Here is a 15,932-nt window from a genome sequence, read left to right as displayed (position 1 = left end):
GAATACGTGTAATTATAAGTCGTCAAAGACATTTAACGCATCTGCGAGTTTCTTAACGCCAAAAATCTGCATCCCTTCCGGAATTTTTTTCGGCACGTTCGCCGCCGGCACTATCGCCCTACGAAAGCCGTGTTTAGCCGCTTCGGAGATACGCTCTTGCCCGCTGGGGACCGGTCGAATCTCCCCGGCGAGGCCGACTTCGCCAAACACCACCAGATCCTGCGGTAACGGCCTGTCGCGCAGGCTGGACACCATCGCCAGCAGCAGCGCCAGATCGGCACTGGTTTCCGAGACCTTCACGCCGCCAACCACGTTGACGAAGACGTCTTGATCCGCCATCTGCAGGCCACCATGACGGTGCAATACCGCCAGCAAAATCGCCAGACGGTTCTGTTCCAGCCCCACCGCCACGCGCCGAGGGTTACCCATCATCGAGTGATCCACCAGCGCCTGAATTTCGACAAGCAGCGGGCGCGTACCTTCCCACAGCACCATCACCGAGCTGCCGGAAGTGACTTCATCACCCCGACTGAGGAAGATGGCCGACGGGTTGTTGACTTCACGCAGCCCTTGCTCGGTCATAGCAAACACGCCGAGCTCGTTCACCGCGCCAAAGCGGTTTTTATGGCTGCGTAAGGTACGGAAGCGGGAGTCTGCATCGCCGTCGAGCATCACCGAACAGTCGATACAGTGTTCGAGCACTTTCGGCCCGGCCAGCGAGCCGTCTTTGGTGACGTGACCCACCATTACAATCGCCACGCCGCGCGTTTTAGCAAAGCGTGTCAGATAGGCCGCCGTTTCACGCACCTGGGCCACGCTCCCCGGCGAGGACTGAATGTCTGCCATATGCATCACCTGAATGGAGTCGATCACCATCAGCTTCGGCTGCTCTTCTTCGGCAATCATGCAGATCTGCTCAATGCTGGTTTCCGACAACATATTCAGGTTGCCGGTTGGCAGACCCAGGCGGTGCGCACGCATCGCCACCTGTTGCAGAGACTCTTCACCCGTGACGTACAGGGTTTTCATCTGTTCAGCGAGCTTGCAGAGCGTTTGCAGCAGCAGGGTCGATTTACCTGCCCCCGGGTTACCGCCAATAAGAATGGCGCTCCCCGGCACTACGCCGCCGCCGAGCACGCGGTCAAACTCTTTGAATCCGGTAGAAAAACGCGGCAGTTCTTCAAGGCTGATGTCCGAGAGTTTCTGCACTTTCGACACACCCGCGTTGCCCGCGTAGCCGCTTAGGCGTTCATTTCGGGCCACGCTCGGCGAAGCCGCCACGCCACGCACTTCGGTGATGGTGTTCCAGGCATGGCAGGCGCTGCACTGCCCCTGCCAGCGCGGATAATCCGCACCACATTCATTACAGACAAATGCGCGTTTTGGAGCTTTCGCCACGGTTTACCTCGTTATTTCTGATTAACGCTGCCAGAGAGAATGCAGAACACCCCCATCAGGTCAGCATGACGGATTGTGACGTCCGTCTTTTCGTTCACTTTTGGCTTAGCATGATAGGCAATGCCAAGACCGGCAACTTTGATCATCGGCAGATCGTTAGCACCGTCGCCGATGGCCACGGTCTGCGCGACCGGAATGTCATACTTCTCCGCAAGACGGGTCAGCGTGTTGGCTTTGTACTGCGCGTCCACGATATCGCCAATCACCTGGCCGGTGAGTTTGCCGTCCATAATCTCCAGCTCGTTCGCCACCACGGTGGTCAGACGCAGCTTGTCACGCAGGTAATCGGCGAAGAAGGTGAACCCGCCAGAGGCGATAGCCACTTTCCAGCCCAGCGTCTCCAGCTTTAATACCAGCTGAGTCAGGCCGGGCATCAGCGGTAGCTCATCGCGCACCTGACGCAGAATATTGGCATCGGCCCCTTTCAGGGTCGCCACACGCTGCCGCAGGCTGGCGGTGAAATCCAGCTCGCCGCGCATCGCACGTTCGGTGACGTCGGCCACCAGTTCGCCGCTTCCCGCCAGTTTGGCGATCTCGTCAATACATTCGATCTGGATCGCGGTGGAGTCCATGTCCATCACCAGCAGCCCTGGGGTTTTCAGGTGAGGAATTTTGCCGAGCGGAGCAACGTCCAGCCCGGCCTCGTGCGCCAGACGCGTCGCGCGCTGCGTCAGAGAACCGGCCAGGCGAATGACCTGGTAATCTTCCACACACCAGGCGGCAACAATGACCATCGCCGCACCCAGTTTAGCCTGATATTGCGTAAGGCGTTGCTTATCCAGGCCGCGTCCGTACAGCAGCCAGCCGCTACGGCCAGCGTGGTAATCCAGAGGCATCACCTCATCGCCACTTAAAGAGAGCGGCAATCCTGGCCATAAAGAGACATCCGTTGGCAGGTCGCACCAGGTAATGTTCGGCATTGAAGCTCCTGTAATTTCGTTCGCGCCGGAAGGTTCCAGAGGGAAAATAACGCATGAGGCTACCCTGTAACCATCACTTCTGGCAACATTAAGCCGTAAATTTTCAGCAGGTGGAATATGGCTCGCGCAAAACTGAAATTCCGGCTTCACCGTGCAGTGATTGTTCTTTTCTGTCTCGCATTATTAGTGGTGCTGATGCAGGGGGCATCGTGGTTCAGCCAGAATCATCAACGGCAACGCAACCCACAATTTGAAGAGCTGGCCCGCACGCTGGCGCGCCAGGTCACGCTTAACGTCGCCCCGTCCATGCGCACCGAAACGCCTGACGATAAGCGCATAGGCCAGGTGTTGCGCCAGTTAACCGAGAACAGCCGTATTCTGGACGCCGGCGTTTACGACGAACAGGGTGACCTGATTGCCCGCGCAGGCGAGCACGTCGACGTACGCGACAGGCTGGCGCTGGACGGCAAAAAAGCCGGGGGCTACTTCAACCAGCAGATCGTCGAGCCTATTCAGGGAAAGAATGGTCCACTGGGGTATCTGCGCCTGACGCTCGATACCCACACCCTGCCAACCGAAGCCAAACAGGTAGATAACACCACCAATATTCTACGCCTGATGCTGTTGCTTTCACTGGCCATCGGCGTTGTTCTGGCGCGCACATTGCTTCAGGGCAAGCGAACCCGCTGGCAGCAGTCACCGTTCCTGCTCACTGCCAGCAAATCGGTGCCTGAAGACGAAGAGAGCGAGAAGAAAGAATAGTGATAAAGTAGGCGAATGATTCGGAAAAGGAACTCTGCCATGACGACGTTACGCCTGCTTATCTCTGACTCTTATGACCCCTGGTTTAATCTCGCGGTAGAAGAGTGCATCTTCCGCCAGATGCCTGCCACCCAGCGCGTTCTGTTTCTCTGGCGCAATGCCGATACGGTGGTCATTGGCCGCGCGCAGAACCCCTGGAAAGAGTGCAACACGCGGCGAATGGAAGAGGACAACGTCCGGCTTGCGCGCCGCAGCAGCGGCGGCGGCGCGGTGTTTCACGATCTCGGTAATACCTGCTTCACCTTTATGGCAGGCAAACCGGAATACGACAAAACCATCTCCACGTCGATTGTGCTTAACGCGCTGAATTCTCTAGGCGTAGCAGCGGAAGCCTCCGGGCGAAACGACCTGGTGGTGAAAACCACCGAGGGCGATCGGAAAGTCTCTGGATCGGCCTACCGAGAAACGCTCGATCGTGGATTCCACCACGGCACGCTCCTGCTGAATGCCGATCTTAGCCGACTGGCAAACTACCTGAATCCGGATAAGAAAAAGCTGCAGGCTAAGGGGATCACCTCGGTACGAGGCCGCGTGGCGAACCTGGTTGAACTGCTGCCGGGGATCACCCACGAACAGATATGCGATGCGGTCCGTGAAGCATTTTTTGCCCATTACGGCGAGCGCGTTGAGGCGGAGGTGATCTCGCCAGATAAAACGCCGGATCTGCCTAATTTTGCCGAAACCTTTGCCCGTCAAAGCAGTTGGGAATGGAATTTCGGTCAGGCTCCTGCGTTTTCCCATCTGCTTGATGAGCGTTTTACCTGGGGCGGCGTGGAGCTGCACTTTGACGTCGAAAAAGGTCATATCACCCGCACGCAGGTCTTTACCGACAGCCTTAATCCGGCCCCGTTAGAGGCGCTGGCGTCACGCTTGCAGGGTTGTTTGTATCGGGCGGATAGGCTGCAACAGGCGTGTGATGCGCTGATCGACGATTTCCCTGAGCAGGAAAAGGCATTGCGAGAATTGTCGGCGTGGATTGCGCGGGCAGTGCGCTAGGTGTGGTCTGGTGCCCTCACCCCCGCCCTCTCCCAACGGGAGAGGGCGGGAAGAGAAATATTTACTCTTTATCGCCCAGCAGAACGGATTCCAGCGCGATTTTGATCATGTCGTTGAAGGTGGTCTGACGCTCGGCAGCGGTGGTCTGCTCGTGCGTACGGATGTGGTCAGACACGGTGCAGATGGTCAGCGCTTTCGCACCAAACTCAGCCGCGACGCCGTAGATACCTGCCGCTTCCATTTCCACGCCCAGAATGCCGTATTTTTCCATCACGTCGAACATCTCGCCGCCGTCTGGTGCATAGAAAAGGTCCGCAGAGAAGATGTTACCTACGCGCGCCTCAACGCCCAGCGCTTTTGCCGCATCAACCGCGTCACGCACCATACCGAAGTCTGCAATTGCCGCGAAGTCATGGTCTTTGAAACGCATACGGTTTACTTTGGAATCGGTGCAGGCACCCATACCAATCACGATGTCGCGCAGCTTAACGTCCATGCGTACGGCACCACATGAGCCAACGCGGATGATTTTCTTCACGCCGAAGTCGGTGATCAGCTCTTTGGTGTAGATGGAGCAGGATGGGATACCCATACCGTGACCCATTACAGAGATTTTGCGGCCTTTATAGGTACCGGTGAAGCCCAGCATGCCGCGAACGTTGTTCACTTCACGCACGTCTTCGAGGAAGGTTTCTGCAATGTGCTTCGCACGCAGCGGGTCGCCAGGCATCAATACGACGTCAGCGAAATCACCCATTTCTGCATTAATGTGAGGAGTTGCCATCTTCAGTTCCTTTTACATTGTTGTTTTTGCCGGGTGGCGGCTACGCCTTACCCGGACTACAAAACCGTAGGCCCGGTAAGCAAAGCGCCACCGGGCAATAACCTCAGAACATAGCCTTGCCATATTCCATGTCAGACGTACCAAAATATTTCGCGATGGTCTGGCCGATGTCCGCGAAGGTTTCACGGTGACCGAGCGAACCCGGCTTCACTTTCGGGCCATAGACCAGCACCGGGATGTGCTCACGGGTGTGATCGGTACCGGTCCAGGTTGGGTCACAGCCGTGGTCAGCGGTCAGGATCAGAATGTCATCTTCACCCACCAGCTCCATCAGCTCGGGCAGACGGCGGTCGAACAGCTCCAGACCAGCAGCATAGCCCGCGACGTCGCGACGGTGGCCCCAGGAGGAGTCGAAATCCACGAAGTTGGTAAAGACGATAGTCTTGTCACCCGCGTCTTTCATCTCTTTGATAGTGGCATCAAACAGCGCATCCAGGCCAGTGGCCTTCACTTTTTTAGTGATGCCGCAGTTGGCGTAGATGTCCGCAATTTTACCCACGGAAACCACGTGACCGTCTTTCTCTTCAACCAGTTTCTGCAGCACGGTAGGTGCCGGTGGCTCAACGGCCAGGTCGTGACGATTACCGGTACGCTGGAAGTTGCCCGCCTTGTCACCGATAAACGGACGCGCGATAACGCGGCCAATGTTGTAGCCGCCTTCGGTCAGCTCTTCACGGGCGATTTCGCACAGCTCGTAAAGCTTATCGAGGCCGTAGGTTTCTTCGTGGCAGGCAATCTGGAATACGGAGTCAGCGGAGGTGTAGAAAATCGGCTTGCCGGTTTTCATGTGCTCTTCACCCAGCTCGTCCAGGATCACGGTACCCGAAGAGTGGCAGTTACCGAGGTAGCCCGGCAGATTGGCACGCTTAACCAGCTTATCCAGCAGCTCCTGAGGGAAGCTGTTCTGGTGATCGGAGAAATATCCCCAGTCGAACAGAACCGGGACACCGGCGATTTCCCAGTGACCGGACGGCGTATCTTTCCCGGAAGAGAGCTCGTGTGCCCAACCGTACGCGCCCACGACTTCAGCGTCGCCGTCCATGCCGGCGGCAATTTTACCGGTAGAACCTTCGTGCGCTTTCACCAGGCCCAGACGGGTCAGATTTGGCAGAGTAAGAGGGCCTTTACGACCGTTGTCCGCTTCACCTTTAACACAGGCTTCAGCGATGTGACCCATGGTATCGGAACCCACGTCACCAAAACGTTCTGCATCTTCGGTTGCGCCGATGCCGAATGAGTCCAGCACCATAATAAATGCACGTTTCATAATTGTTCTCCGTACTTAGTGCTTCATAAAAATGCGATCAGATCAGTATACCGCTATTCAGTGATACGACGATAGACAGTTGGCGTGCTTTCTGGTGCTTTATCGCCAAGCGTAATGGCCGCTTTCACTGCCTTCGCCGCATCCTGCCAGCTGGCTTCGTCTTTGGCGTGGATCACCGCCAGCGGACGTTGACCGTCAACGCTGTCGCCCAGACGGGCCATATCGGTAAAGCCGACGCTGTAATCAATGGTGTCCGATGCCTGACGACGACCGCCGCCCATCGAGACCACCGCCATGCCAAGTGCGCGAGTGTCCATTGCCGAGACAAACCCTTCGGTGTCGGCATACACCGCCTTGCTGAGCATCGCGGTCGGCAGGTATTTCGCGTAATTTTCGACGAAATCGGTCGGCCCTTTCTGGGCGGCAACCATGCGGCCGAAGATCTCTGCCGCTTTGCCGTTGTCGAGCACGGCCTGCAATTTCGCACGCGCTTCGGCGTCGTCTTTGGCGAGGTTTCCGGAGATCAGCATCTCAACGCACAGCGCCATGGTCACGTCGAACAGGCGCGGGTTACGGTATTCACCGGTGAGGAATTGTACGGCTTCACGCACTTCGACGGCGTTACCGGCGCTGGATGCCAGCACTTGGTTCATGTCGGTCAGCAGCGCGGTGGTGCGCACGCCTGCGCCGTTGGAGACGCCAACGATCGCTTCGGCCAGCGCAGCAGAAAGTTCATAAGTTGGCATAAAAGCGCCGCTGCCCACTTTCACGTCCATGACCAGCGCATCCAGACCTTCGGCCAGCTTTTTGGCGAGGATCGAGGCGGTGATCAGCGGGATGGAGTCAACGGTCGCGGTAATATCGCGCGTCGCATAGAAACGCTTGTCTGCCGGCGCAAGAGAGCTGGTCTGGCCGATAATCGCCACACCAACGTCTTTAATAATGTCGCGGAAGCGGTTGTCATCCGGGAAGATATCGAAGCCCTGAATGGCTTCCAGTTTGTCGAGCGTACCGCCGGTGTGCCCCAGGCCGCGCCCGGAGATCATGGGAACGTAACCGCCGCAGGCCGCCACCATCGGGCCAAGCATCAGAGAGGTAACATCGCCCACGCCGCCGGTGGAATGTTTGTCCACAATCGGGCCGTTAAGGTTGAGGCTCTTCCAGTCCAGAACAGTTCCTGAATCTCGCATCGCCATGGTCAGCGACACGCGCTCAGGCATCGACATATCGTGGAAGAAAATGGTCATCGCCAGAGCGGCAATCTGCCCTTCTGAAACGGTATTATCACGAATGCCATTGATAAAGAAGCGGATCTCTTCGTCGCTTAATGCATGACCATCACGTTTTTTACGAATAATTTCTTGTGCGAGAAACACGGTAACCTCCCGAAAATAGGCCGGGATCGCGACGCGTCACCCGGCAATGTAAACCTTAGTAGCTGCTTGCGCTCTTACCGTCACCATGACCCAGCGCTTTCAGCAGGCTTGCCAGCAGGCTGGATGCGCCGAAGCGGTAGTGACGGGAATCCGCCCAGTCAGCGCCGAACAGTTCGTCGGCAATCGCCAGGAACTGCTGCGCGTCTTCAGCAGTACGTACGCCGCCCGCAGGTTTGAAACCAACCGTTTTGGACACGCCCATATCGCGGATCACTTCCATCATAATGCGCGCGCTTTCCGGGGTAGCGTTCACCGGCACTTTACCGGTAGAGGTTTTGATGAAATCTGCGCCAGCTTTGATAGCGATTTCAGACGCTTTACGAATAAGCGCTTCTTCTTTCAGCTCACCGGTTTCAATGATCACTTTCAGCAGCACGTTTGCCGCAGCACAGGCGTCTTTACAGGCTTTTACCAGGTCAAAACCCACCTGCTCATTGCCGGCGATCAGCGCGCGGTACGGGAATACCACGTCAACTTCGTCTGCACCGTAAGCAATTGCCGCGCGGGTTTCTGCCAGCGCAATGTCAATATCGTCGTTGCCGTGCGGGAAGTTAGTCACGGTTGCAATACGCACGTCTGGCGTGCCCTGCGCGTTCAGCGTCTTACGCGCAATCGGGATGAAACGCGGATAGATACAGATGGCTGCAGTGTTACCCACTGGCGTTTTGGCCTGATGGCAGAGCGCGATGACTTTCTCATTGGTGTCGTCATCGTTCAGGGTGGTCAGGTCCATCAGTTTCAACGCGCGCAGGCTGCTTGCAGTTAAATCGGTCATAACATTCTCCAACGGCAGTGCCGTATCAATTTTACCTTGCGGGTCTGTGAGTATTCTAACATTCACCCGCATCCACACTTCGACATTCATCACAGTTAATGAAAACTTCGTACAAATTTGCATTACTGTAATGAGATCAACTTCAAATTTTATCCTGCTCATTGCTGACGAAAGCAGCAATAACCCCTGTCGGATCAAAAGCCCTGACCGGACGTCTTCCTACAATCTGTTCATCATCCGCTGAACTGTAAAGGAAGAGAAAATGTCCGACGCCCTGCAACAACGTTGCCAGCAGATTGTGACAAGCCCGGTATTGACCCCCGAGCAAAAACGTCATTTTCTGGCGCTGGAGGCGGAAAATAATCTGCCCTACCCGACGCTTGCTTCGCCAGCCCGCGCCGCACTGGACGAGGGATTTATCTGTGACATGTTTGAAGGCCATGCGCCCTACAAACCTCGTTATGTTTTGCCGGATTACGCCAAATTTCTCGCGAACGGCTCAGAATGGCTAGAGCTAGAAGGCGCGAACGATCTTGATGATGCGCTCTCACTGTTAACCATCCTCTATCACCATGTTCCATCCGTCACATCCATGCCGGTGTATCTCGGCCAACTAGATGCGTTGCTGCAACCATATGTTAGAATTCTAACACAAGAAGAGATCGATATTCGAATAAAACGTTTCTGGCGTTATCTCGACCGAACGCTGCCAGACGCTTTTATGCATGCCAACATTGGTCCGAACGATACGCCTGTGACGCGTGCCATTCTGCGCGCAGATGCAGAGCTGAAGCAGGTTGCACCGAATCTGACCTTTATTTACGATCCGGACATCACGCCAGATGATTTGCTGCTTGAGGTTGCAAAAAATATTTGTGAATGCAGCAAACCGCATATTTCTAACGGACCGCTGAATGATAAAATTTTCACAAAAAGCCGCTATGGCGTGGTGAGCTGTTACAACGCTCTGCCGCTTGCTGGCGGTGGCAGCACCCTGGTTCGGCTTAACCTGAAGGCCATTGCCGAACACAGTATTTCCCTTGAAGACTTCTTCACCCGCGCGTTGCCCCACTATTGCCAGCAGCAGATGGAAATCATCAACGCGCGCTGCGATTTTTTGTATGAACGCTCTGGCTTCTTTGAGAATAGCTTCCTGGTGAAAGAGGGTCTGATTGATGCCGATCGTTTCGTGCCCATGTTTGGCATGTATGGTCTGGCAGAAGCGGTCAATACGCTCTGCGAAAAGGAAGGTATCGATGGTCGCTACGGTAAGGACAAACGAGCCAACGCGCTAGGCTATCGCATCAGCGAACAGCTCGCGGCGTTTGTTGAAAACACGCCGGTAAAACACGGCTGGAAGCATCGCGCGCTGCTGCACGCCCAGTCGGGAATCAGTTCTGATATCGGGACGACGCCGGGCGCGCGTCTGCCCTACGGCGACGAGCCGGATCCGATAAGCCACCTGCTAGCCGTGGCCCCTCACCACAAACACTATTCTTCCGGGATAAGCGACATATTGACGCTGGATGAAACGGTAAAACGCAATCCGCAGGCGGTGGTTCAGCTTTGCCTGGGCGCATTCAACGCGGGTATGCGTGAATTTACTGCCAACGTCGCGGGGAACGATCTGGTGCGCGTCACCGGCTACATGGTGCGCCTGTCGGATCTGGAAAAATACCGCGAAAACGGTTCACGCACTCATACCACATGGCTCGGCGAGGAGGCCGCGCGCAATACCCGTATTCTTGAACGTCAGCCGCGCGTGATAAGCCATGAACAGCAGATGCGCTTTAGTTAGTCAGATGATCCCCTTCTCCTGCGTGGACGGGCCGGGCAGCCGCCTGGCGCTGTTCCTGCAGGGATGTAATCTGCGCTGTAAAACCTGTCACAACCCGTGGACAATCGGGCGTTGCAACGACTGCGGTGATTGCGTGCCCCACTGCCCGCACGATGCGCTGAATATTCAGGCCGGACGCGTCTGGTGGCAGGAGGGTAACTGCCATCAATGCGATATCTGCCTGCACTTATGCCAGCAGCAGGCAACACCGATGGCGCACCGCATGAGCGTGGAGGAGATCCTCATCCAGATCCGCAAATCCGCCCCTTTTATTGAAGGCATTACCGTAAGCGGCGGCGAAGCCACCACGCAGCTGCCGTTTCTCATTGCCCTTTTCACCGCAATCAAAGCCGACACCGGCTTGCGCCACCTGACCTGCCTGGTGGACAGCAACGGTCTGCTGGGGGAAACAGGCTGGCAAAAACTGCTGCCGGTGTTTGAAGGTGCCATGGTGGATCTTAAGGCATGGGGGAACGAGCATCATCGCTTCCTGACAGGGCGTGAAAACCCGCCGATCAAGCAAAGTATCCGCTGGCTGGCGCAGCATCAAAAGCTCGCAGAGCTGCGGCTGCTGGTGATCCCTGACCAGTGTGATTATCTGGAACAGATTAAACCGCTCACAACCTTTATTCGCGGGCTGGGCAATGTTCCGGTCCGTATTAACGCATTTCACGCGCACGGCGTTTACGGCGAGGCTGCGTCATGGCGCAGCGCCATGCCGGATGACATTGAACCGCTGGCGCGGGCGCTGGAAGAAAAGCGGATCGCGGTGATCCGCCCGGCGCTCTATTTATAGGGAAATGCCAAACACCGCATGGGTATTTTCAAGCAGTGCATTGGCTATCTCGTCTGCTGGTTCCTCACGCAGCTCACACAGTGCGCTAAATACGCCCGCCGCCTGTTCAGGACGGTTGGGCTGGCCCTGAAAACCGTTCAGCGGCATGTCGGGGGCATCCGTTTCCAGTAACAGGGCGGACAGCGGCAGCTGCGCCATGACGTCGCGGGTTTTACTGGCGCGCGGGTAGGTTATCGTCCCGCCGACGCCAATTTTATAGCCTAATCCAATAAAACGCTGCGCCTGCTGCAGGCTGCCGGAAAAGCCGTGGACAACGCCCTTTCGTGGAAGATCGATACGCTTGAGATGCATCGCCAACGTGTCATGGGTACGTCGGGAATGCAGGATCACCGGCAGATCGTAGCGCTTTGCCAGCCGGAGCTGCGCATCAAGGATCCTTTGCTGACGTTCAAATTGCGGATCGTCGCGGTAGAGATCGAGACCGATCTCACCGATGGCAACCCGCTTTTTCTCCGCCGTTTGGAGAATCGCCTCCAGCCTGTCGATATGTTCGTCCAGATGGTGTTCAATGACGATCGGATGCAGGCCCACTGCGGCATAGAGCACGTCGTGGTAGCGAGCAAGATCCAGCACCCGATCGAAATACGCGGCTTCAATCGCAGGCACAATGATCGCCTGCACGCCTTTCTGCGCGGCGAGTGCAAGGCTCTGTTCCTCATCCCCCGTAAACGGCGGAAAATCAAAATGGCAGTGGGTGTCGATAAAACGGTACGTCACGCCAGGTCCTCGTGATCCAATGGGACATCGTTGGCCTGCGGGGCATCCACCAGCGGCATCGCCAGCGCATCGTTGGCAACACTGGCAGGTGGCGTGATTATCCGCTTATGCCGATGAAGAGGCGGTTGCTCAGCCAGCATTTTGCCTACCGTTGCCAGGAAGTAGCGCCCGCACAGCCGCCCGGTTTTGTAATCCATACGCAGCGCCGGTAGGCGGCTGCCCAGCGCCATGCTCACCAGCGGCCTGGGCGGATAAATTTCGAAAATACGCAGCTGACCCGGCGGTTTTTCAATAAAGCGCTGCATTGCACCATAGGTAGTTTCATGCTGCTTCGCGATATTAACCAGGTGTTGCAGGCTGCTGTCGCCCAGCCAGCGCTCCATGCGTTTAAACCACTGCGGGGTGTAATACATCTGCGAGGGCACGGTGCGGATCACGACGATAGTTTTCGCCCCGCGTCGCGCCGCTTCCTGTACCGGCACCGCATCGCTGATCCCCCCGTCCAGATAACTGATGCCATCGAGAAGCGCGCCGCTACGGTAGAACCCAGGAATAGCGCTGGATGCACGAATGATGTCCAGCCAGTTTTCCTTCTGCGGTGAAAAGTAGCCCGGCGAGTAGTCATCCCCGCGGCTGGCGCACATCCAGAACTCTTTACCAGTATCAAACAGACGTGCGGCGGTATCCATCGCCAGCGGCATTTGGCTGGAGGTAGAATCCAGCAGCCAGTCAAGGTCGATCAGGTTTCCGCCGCGCACAAAGCGCACCGGGTTGAAAAATTCTTTTGCCGTTGTGTAGCGCATAATGACTTTGCGGGCATAACCGGGTTGGTTACACACATAGGCAGACAAGTTTTGCGCTCCGGCTGAAGTGCCAAAGTAGAGGTCGAAAGGGTTAAATTGCGCGCGCATAAATTCGTCCAGTACCCCGGCCGTGAAAATACCGCGCTGTCCGCCACCTTCACAGACCAGCCCAAGCCGACCTGCGCGAAATGGCTTTAACGCCAGCGGCGCAATATTGCCGAGCGTTACGGGAATTCGTTGCCCCACCTCTGCTTTCCTGTTTTCGTTATTCTGTTCTGACACAGTAACGCACTCCCTGCCTGAGACTCAAACAAGAAAAAGCCAGTCCGAGGACTGGCTTTGTTTTGTTGAAGAAATATTGCGTTTTACTAAGGACGGCGTCGGCCCGTAAACAGGCTCACCAGGAACAGGATAATACCGACGACGAAGACAATTTTTGCTGCCCATGCCGCTGTACCCGCCAATCCACCAAAGCCCAATGCGGCGGCAATTAACGCGATAACCAGAAATATAATGCCCCAACGAAACATAAGCCTCTCCTTTACCATAGTTAATGTCGGCCGCTAAACGTGAGCGCTCAGGGTGCTCACCGGCGTTTTTCCAGTGTCATTCTTATTTCGCCCGCGGCCTTAGCCAGACGGGCGAATTGTATTTACTTCGTTTTCAGATCGTTTTTGACGCTTTTAACACCATCAATGGCTTTAGCGATGGTTTCAGCGCGTTCAACCTGCGCCTGCGAATCAACCGTACCGGAAAGCTGAACCACACCATCGGTCGTTTCCACTTTCACCTTACGGGATGGCACGATGTCATCTGCTAACAGTTTAGCTTTGATTTCGCTGGTAGTTGCCGTATCGCCGGCATAGCCTTTCACAGAGGTGTCTTTGCTATCACGAACGTGCAGTTTGTCGCTGACTGACGCTACGCCTTCCACGCCTTTAGCGACTTTAACCGCCTGTTCAGCCTGAGCCTGGCTCTCAACAAAACCACTCAGAGTGACAACTTTTTTGTCGGTTTTTACAGAAATGTCGGTGCTCTTGATGGATTCATCATCCACCAGCGCGGCTTTCACTTTTGCTGTGATCGAGCTGTCGTCCATGAAATTACCGACTTTATTCATAGAGCTATCGATTTTTTGCCCTGCGCTATCGGCGGTAGACTGCGCTTTATCCATGGTGCTGGTTTCCGCGAGTGCAGAACCGCTCACCAGAACACTACCCAAAGTTACTGCCAGCAGAGTTTTAGAAATCTTCAGTCTTGTCATATTCATCGATGTATTCCTGTGTTTTGCCCGTTATTTGGGCGACAAACTTCCCTTATTGCTAGTTTTATATTTTGTGGATTAACACACGGGCAAAATGGAGAACCTAAAGTCATGCATTGAACAGTTAATTCATCCGTGCCCGGTGCTAAACACTGAGTTAAATATAGATCACAATCTCAGCGCTGCTTTGAGAATCGGGCAAAAAACGAGCGAATGACGTGAAAATGCGGTGAATTAAGAACATTCCGCAAGGGATTAATAAGACAGGAATTAAAGAAGAGCACGGCGGCTGCCGTGCTCTGAGAGAGAATTAGTGTTCGCGGGTCTTACGGAACTGAACGTCAGGATAACGTTCCTGGGTCAGATTCAGGTTGACCATGGTGGGTGCGATATAGGTCAGATTGTCGCCGCCATCCAGGGCCAGTTGCATTTCATTCTTACGCTTATATTCTTCGAATTTCTTCACGTCAGAACATTCCACCCAACGCGCTGTTGCCACGTTCACCGATTCGTAAATCGCTTCGACGTTATATTCACTTTTCAAACGCGCAACAACCACGTCGAACTGCAGCACACCGACCGCGCCAACGATCAGATCGTTGTTAGCAATGGGGCGGAATACCTGTACCGCACCCTCTTCGGAAAGCTGTACCAGGCCTTTCAGCAGCTGTTTTTGCTTCAGTGGATCGCGCAGACGGATGCGGCGGAACAGCTCAGGCGCGAAGTTCGGAATGCCGGTGAACTTCATCATTTCGCCCTGCGTGAAAGTATCACCAATCTGAATAGTGCCGTGGTTATGGAGACCGATAATGTCACCCGGATACGCTTCTTCAACGTGGGAACGGTCGCCCGCCATAAAGGTCAGTGCATCAGAGATAACAACGTCTTTACCGATACGCACCTGGCGCAGCTTCATGCCTTTTTCATACTTACCTGACACCACGCGCATAAAGGCGACGCGGTCGCGGTGTTTCGGATCCATGTTGGCCTGAATTTTAAAGACAAAGCCGGTAAATTTCTCTTCCTGGGCTTCCACTTCACGGGTATCGGTTTTACGCGGCATCGGGCGCGGCGCCCACTCAACCAGTCCATCGAGCATATGGTCAACGCCAAAGTTACCCAGCGCGGTACCGAAGAAGACCGGCGTAATTTCACCCGCCAGGAACAGCTCTTTGTCGAACTCGTGGGATGCGCCTTTCACCAGCTCGAGCTCGTCACGCAGCTGTGCAGCCAGCTCTTCGCCGACGGCAACGTCCAGTTCTGGGTTGTCCAGACCTTTCACCACGCGAACTTCCTGAATGGTGTGCCCTTTACCGGTTTGATACAGATAGGTTTCGTCTTTATAAAGATGGTAAACGCCTTTAAATAACTTACCGCAGCCAATCGGCCAGGTAATTGGCGCACAGGCGATCTTCAGCTCGCTTTCTACTTCGTCCATCACTTCCATCGGATCGCGGATGTCACGGTCGAGTTTGTTCATGAAGGTCAGGATCGGCGTATCGCGAAGACGGGTAACTTCCATCAGCTTACGGGTACGATCTTCTACACCTTTCGCGGCGTCGATGACCATCAAACAGCAGTCCACTGCCGTCAGCGTACGGTAAGTATCTTCGGAGAAGTCCTCGTGGCCCGGGGTGTCCAGCAGGTTCACCAGACAGTCGTGATACGGGAACTGCATCACGGACGTGGTAATCGAAATACCACGCTGCTTTTCCATCTCCATCCAGTCGGATTTCGCATGCTGGCTTGAGCCACGGCCTTTAACGGTACCGGCAGTCTGGATCGCCTGTCCGAACAGCAACACCTTCTCGGTGATGGTGGTTTTACCGGCATCCGGGTGCGAGATAATGGCAAAAGTGCGGCGTTTGGCCACCTCTTGCAGATAAGGAGACAACGTCATAGTAAAATCTTCTTTAATAAGCGCGGCAGCACGCCAC

15 protein-coding genes are annotated in these 15,932 nt (G+C 55.4%); 4 read left to right on the top strand and 11 right to left on the bottom strand.

Annotated features, from left to right (window positions below):
* Positions 1 to 12 precede the first annotated feature (12 nt).
* Both radA and serB read right to left on the bottom strand, forming a co-directional pair.
* Entirely contained in the window at positions 13 to 1,398 is a 1,386-nt protein-coding gene (gene radA, locus V5P19_RS12840) for a DNA repair protein RadA (protein ID WP_334403802.1), read from the bottom strand.
* A gap of 11 nt (positions 1,399 to 1,409) precedes the next feature.
* Positions 1,410 to 2,378, bottom strand: a complete 969-nt coding sequence (gene serB, locus V5P19_RS12835; protein ID WP_334403800.1) for a phosphoserine phosphatase — start codon at positions 2,376 to 2,378, stop codon at positions 1,410 to 1,412.
* A gap of 117 nt (positions 2,379 to 2,495) precedes the next feature.
* Here serB and V5P19_RS12830 point away from each other — a divergent pair, with 117 nt between their 5' ends.
* Together V5P19_RS12830 and lplA are read left to right on the top strand one after the other, a co-directional pair.
* On the top strand, positions 2,496 to 3,140 hold the full coding sequence (locus V5P19_RS12830) for a YtjB family periplasmic protein (protein WP_334403798.1): 645 nt from the start codon (positions 2,496 to 2,498) through the stop codon (positions 3,138 to 3,140).
* Positions 3,141 to 3,179: 39 nt separating this feature from the next.
* The gene (lplA, locus tag V5P19_RS12825; protein WP_334403796.1) at positions 3,180 to 4,196 is read left to right on the top strand and encodes a lipoate--protein ligase LplA; all 1,017 of its coding nucleotides are present in this window, start codon (positions 3,180 to 3,182) and stop codon (positions 4,194 to 4,196) included.
* Positions 4,197 to 4,257: 61 nt separating this feature from the next.
* Here lplA and deoD read toward each other — a convergent pair whose 3' ends face one another.
* From deoD to deoC, 4 genes are all read right to left on the bottom strand, one after another.
* A complete protein-coding gene (gene deoD / locus V5P19_RS12820; RefSeq protein ID WP_010427122.1) occupies positions 4,258 to 4,980 on the bottom strand; it encodes a purine-nucleoside phosphorylase in 723 nt (240 codons plus the stop codon).
* A gap of 103 nt (positions 4,981 to 5,083) precedes the next feature.
* Complete coding sequence (gene deoB, locus V5P19_RS12815) at positions 5,084 to 6,307, bottom strand: phosphopentomutase (RefSeq protein ID WP_334403793.1); 1,224 nt, start codon at positions 6,305 to 6,307, stop codon at positions 5,084 to 5,086.
* A 53-nt stretch (positions 6,308 to 6,360) separates the two neighbouring features.
* Positions 6,361 to 7,683 (bottom strand): thymidine phosphorylase, encoded by a 1,323-nt coding sequence (gene deoA, locus V5P19_RS12810; protein ID WP_334403791.1) that lies wholly within the window; start codon positions 7,681 to 7,683, stop codon positions 6,361 to 6,363.
* Positions 7,684 to 7,738: 55 nt separating this feature from the next.
* Positions 7,739 to 8,518 carry a deoxyribose-phosphate aldolase gene (deoC, locus tag V5P19_RS12805; protein WP_334403789.1) on the bottom strand — a complete coding sequence of 260 codons (780 nt, stop codon included), beginning with the start codon at positions 8,516 to 8,518 and terminating at the stop codon, positions 7,739 to 7,741.
* Between the two features lie 262 nt (positions 8,519 to 8,780).
* On the opposite strand from deoC, the gene V5P19_RS12800 reads away from it, so the two are divergent.
* Together V5P19_RS12800 and V5P19_RS12795 are read left to right on the top strand one after the other, a co-directional pair.
* Complete coding sequence (locus V5P19_RS12800) at positions 8,781 to 10,316, top strand: YjjI family glycine radical enzyme (RefSeq protein ID WP_334403787.1); 1,536 nt, start codon at positions 8,781 to 8,783, stop codon at positions 10,314 to 10,316.
* Positions 10,291 to 11,151, top strand: a complete 861-nt coding sequence (locus V5P19_RS12795; RefSeq protein WP_334403785.1) for a YjjW family glycine radical enzyme activase — start codon at positions 10,291 to 10,293, stop codon at positions 11,149 to 11,151. The genes V5P19_RS12800 and V5P19_RS12795 overlap by 26 nt, the downstream gene beginning before the upstream one ends.
* Here the strand turns inward: V5P19_RS12795 and V5P19_RS12790 are convergent.
* The 5 genes from V5P19_RS12790 to prfC form a co-directional block, all read right to left on the bottom strand.
* Positions 11,146 to 11,928: a TatD family hydrolase gene (locus V5P19_RS12790; protein ID WP_334403782.1), complete on the bottom strand. Its 783-nt coding sequence runs from the start codon at positions 11,926 to 11,928 to the stop codon at positions 11,146 to 11,148. The two genes, V5P19_RS12795 and V5P19_RS12790, sit on opposite strands and share 6 nt — an antisense overlap.
* Positions 11,925 to 12,977, bottom strand: a complete 1,053-nt coding sequence (locus V5P19_RS12785) for a patatin family protein (protein ID WP_334403780.1) — start codon at positions 12,975 to 12,977, stop codon at positions 11,925 to 11,927. Before V5P19_RS12785 ends, V5P19_RS12790 begins: the two co-directional genes overlap by 4 nt.
* 122 nt (positions 12,978 to 13,099) lie before the next feature.
* The gene (locus tag V5P19_RS12780) at positions 13,100 to 13,261 is read right to left on the bottom strand and encodes a DUF1328 domain-containing protein (RefSeq protein ID WP_003856556.1); all 162 of its coding nucleotides are present in this window, start codon (positions 13,259 to 13,261) and stop codon (positions 13,100 to 13,102) included.
* Between the two features lie 122 nt (positions 13,262 to 13,383).
* Complete coding sequence (gene osmY, locus V5P19_RS12775; protein WP_334403777.1) at positions 13,384 to 14,001, bottom strand: molecular chaperone OsmY; 618 nt, start codon at positions 13,999 to 14,001, stop codon at positions 13,384 to 13,386.
* 304 nt (positions 14,002 to 14,305) lie between these two features.
* Positions 14,306 to 15,895 carry a peptide chain release factor 3 gene (gene prfC / locus V5P19_RS12770; protein ID WP_334403775.1) on the bottom strand — a complete coding sequence of 530 codons (1,590 nt, stop codon included), beginning with the start codon at positions 15,893 to 15,895 and terminating at the stop codon, positions 14,306 to 14,308.
* Positions 15,896 to 15,932: the final 37 nt, after the last annotated feature.

Source organism: Enterobacter sp. UNJFSC 003 (assembly GCF_036903355.1).
In the GTDB taxonomy this organism is placed as follows: domain Bacteria; phylum Pseudomonadota; class Gammaproteobacteria; order Enterobacterales; family Enterobacteriaceae; genus Enterobacter.
Note: the sequence above shows the minus strand (reverse complement) of the source record. Positions and strands in the feature narration are given on the sequence as shown.